Source organism: Xanthomarina sp., from assembly GCF_035306705.1.
In the GTDB taxonomy this organism is placed as follows: Bacteria; Bacteroidota; Bacteroidia; order Flavobacteriales; family Flavobacteriaceae; genus Xanthomarina.
Genome location: NZ_DATGNO010000001.1, coordinates 1 through 3,151 on the forward strand (window position 1 = coordinate 1; position 3,151 = coordinate 3,151).

A 3,151-nucleotide genomic window follows, 5' to 3' on the forward strand; every position below is an offset into this window, starting at 1 on the left:
CAGGCAGTAACAATTGTTACAGAGCTAAAAATTAAAACTAAAAATCATTAGATGCCTATTTATTCTATACTGTGTAACAAGTGTTACAATCGTTTTTGTAATTTAGAAATACATTTGCAGGTGCATATAAAAGGTGGATATATGCGGTAACAAAACCTGATATTCAAACGCTTAAAATATTCCTTATGGAAGACATGATTCTTTACAATCGGCTACAGTTTGCCTTTACGATTACCTTTCATTATTTGTTCCCTCAGCTCACTATGGGACTTTCTCTGATGATTGTTTATTTTAAATGGAAGTTCCTGCGAACGAAGAATGAAGATTATAACAATGCTTCTAAATTCTGGATGAAGATATTTGCATTGAACTTCGCAATGGGCGTTGTAACGGGTATTCCAATGGAATTTCAGTTTGGGACCAATTGGGCTAAGTTCTCTGAGCTTACCGGAGGCATCATCGGACAAACATTGGCAATGGAAGGAATGTTCTCCTTCTTTTTAGAATCTTCTTTTCTGGGCATGTTTCTTTTTGGTGAAAAGTTACTCGGGCAGAAACTACACTTCCTTTCAGGTTTGATGGTTTTCCTCGGTTCTTGGGCAAGTGGTTTTCTGATTATCGCTACACATTCGTGGATGCAGCATCCCGTAGGGTATGAGATTTTAGAAAACGGAAAGTTTGTATTGAACAATTTTAGTGCGCTATTTAACAATCCGTGGCTGTGGCCATCTTATCTGCATAATCAGGCAGGGTCATTGGTAACAAGTTCTTTTTTTGTAGCAGCGGTCGGAGCTTTCTATTTATTGAGCAACAGGCACAGTCGCTTCGGGAAGATTTTTGTAAAAAGCGGTGTCGTTTTTGGGGTGATTTCTTCTGTCATATTGGCTTTCCCTACGGGAGACTGGGCGGCAAAAAATGTGGTTAAATACCAGCCGGCAACATTTGCTGCGATGGAAGGTATTTTTGAAACTGAAAAAGGAGGTTCTGAAATCGTTTTGATAGGTCAGCCCGATATGGAGAATAAAAAACTGGATAATAAAATCGCTATACCCAATGTACTTAGTTTTCTTACGTATCAGCGTTGGGATGCCGAAATTAAAGGATTAAACGAATTTGATGAATCTATACATCCTACTAATGTTCCCGGTTTGTATTATGGTTATCATATTATGGTTGGTTTGGGAACTATTTTTATCGGAATTATGGTACTTGCATCTTTCTTACTCTGGAAAGGCAGATTGTATAAAACGAAATGGTTGCTGTGGATTCTGATGTTTATGATTCCTTTTCCTTATATCGCCAATACGGCAGGATGGTACACAGCGGAATTAGGACGGCAACCCTGGCTTGTTTATAATCTGATGCGTATGGTTGATGGCGTTTCGCCTACCGTATCTTCGGGAAATACGTTATTTACACTTTTGGGGTTTGTTGGATTGTATTTGCTGCTTGGACTACTTTTTCTTTTGCTTGTCTTAAAAATCATACGGAAAGGTCCTGAAGCTACTAAAATGGCATTAAAATAAATGGTTATGGAAATATTTTGGTTTATTGTATTAATGGTGATGTTGGGGATTTATGTTATCCTCGACGGGTATGATTTCGGAGCGGGAATCGTGCATTTGTTTTTTGCAAAGACAGAAGAAGAAAAGAAAGCCGTAACCAATGCTATCGGTCCTTTCTGGGATGCTAATGAAGTGTGGCTCATTGCTGCAGGTGGTGTTCTGTTTTTTGCATTTCCTACGCTATATGCATCGGCATTCAGTGGTTTTTATCTGCCTTTGATGCTGGTTTTGTGGTTGTTGATTTTCAGAGCTGTGGGATTGGAGTTAAGAGGACAGGTGCATAACCGAATGTGGGAAGCTATTTGGGATAAAGCATTTGGTATAGCGAGTCTTCTGTTAGCGTTGTTTTTTGGAGCCGCTTTAGGTAATGTAGTAAGAGGCGTAAATCTCGGGATGGTGGAAAATGGTGTCGCTACACATGAACCTCATTATTTCTTTTTAGCACTTTGGAATCCTACGTTTGACCCACTTGCAGAGCATCAGGGAGTTATCGACTGGTTTACCTTGTTATTGGGACTTGTCGCGGTTGTTACATTAACCATTCACGGGGCTAATTGGATTATACTTAAAACATCCACAGACCTCAATCAAAGGCTTAAAAAGGTGATTTTTAAATTGAATTTCGTATTGCTGGCATTAGTTGTTACTTCTGCTTGTTTATGGCATTATGTAAAGCCCTTTCCTTTAAATAATCTGCAAACGCATTATTGGCTTTGGATATTCCCGATAATTGGAGCAATAGGTCTAATCGGTTTGTTCCGAATTAACAAATTCAAAAAAGACAGCACCGGATTTTTATTTTCTTCTATGTTTATTTTCGGCAGTTTTGCTACCACTATAGCTTCTTTGTTTCCGACCTTGTTGCCTTCTACAAATAGCGTAAATCCTTCGCTGACTGTACATAATGTAGCAGCTCACGAATATGGATTATCAATAGGTTTGAGTTGGTTTATAGTTGCAGCGATTTTGGTTGTTGTGTATTTTATCATTCAGTTTCGGGTATTCAAAGGCAAAATGGATGATGTAGGATATGGAGAACATTAATAAAACTAAAAGATTAAGTCAAATGCTTAGTCTTTTAGTTTTATTGCTAAAATTTCTCCTGTTGCACAAACAATTCCATCAGCGGAAAGTGTCATATCTACCCAGATTTTTCTGCCCTCTATACTTCGGTTTTCCTTTGAGCTCCATTGGTATAGGCGCTTTAAAATCAACTTTAAGCGATGCTGTTACACATCTTACAGAAATAATTGTTGCATTATTTTCAAGATCAATATTTTCTGCAATACAAGCAAAGGCTGCGGCAGAACCTGTGCCGTGGCAATCAAAAAGAGAAGCCACCAAACCTCCGTAAACACTGCCGGGAAGTGCTGTGGATTTTTCATCTGACGTAAAATGGGCAATAGTTTTATCGCCCACTAAATACGTTTTCAACTGATAGCCAAAGGAATTATTCTTTCCACATCCGTAGCAATGTGCCAATTCGTCGGCGTATAAATCCTGAATGGCTTTAGATTTATTTTGCATCGTTAGAATTCAAAAAAATTATTTCACAAGTTCGTTCTTTTTTTCTTTCCAATCGTTAA

The 3,151-nt window shown here is 38.3% G+C and carries 3 protein-coding genes; 2 read left to right on the forward strand and 1 reads right to left on the reverse strand.

The window, feature by feature from the left end; genetic code table 11:
* The first annotated feature begins 185 nt into the window (after positions 1 to 185).
* Both VKY47_RS00005 and cydB read left to right on the forward strand, forming a co-directional pair.
* The gene (locus VKY47_RS00005) at positions 186 to 1,526 is read left to right on the forward strand and encodes a cytochrome ubiquinol oxidase subunit I (RefSeq protein ID WP_324309188.1); all 1,341 of its coding nucleotides are present in this window, start codon (positions 186 to 188) and stop codon (positions 1,524 to 1,526) included.
* Positions 1,527 to 1,532: 6 nt separating this feature from the next.
* Positions 1,533 to 2,609, forward strand: coding sequence for a cytochrome d ubiquinol oxidase subunit II (gene cydB / locus VKY47_RS00010; protein WP_324309189.1), 1,077 nt, complete (start codon positions 1,533 to 1,535; stop codon positions 2,607 to 2,609).
* Positions 2,610 to 2,687: 78 nt separating this feature from the next.
* Here the strand turns inward: cydB and VKY47_RS00015 are convergent, their stop codons facing one another.
* Entirely contained in the window at positions 2,688 to 3,092 is a 405-nt protein-coding gene (locus VKY47_RS00015) for a hotdog family protein (protein WP_324309190.1), read from the reverse strand.
* Between the last annotated feature and the right edge of the window lie 59 nt (positions 3,093 to 3,151).

What these genes read in the sequence shown, in the direction of transcription:
- VKY47_RS00005 (WP_324309188.1), top strand. Translation starts at nt 186, where the DNA reads ATGGAAGACATGATTCTTTACAATCGGCTACAGTTTGCCTTTACGATT.
- VKY47_RS00015 (WP_324309190.1), bottom strand. Translation starts at nt 3,092, where the DNA reads ATGCAAAATAAATCTAAAGCCATTCAGGATTTATACGCCGACGAATTG.
- cydB (WP_324309189.1), top strand. Translation starts at nt 1,533, where the DNA reads ATGGAAATATTTTGGTTTATTGTATTAATGGTGATGTTGGGGATTTAT.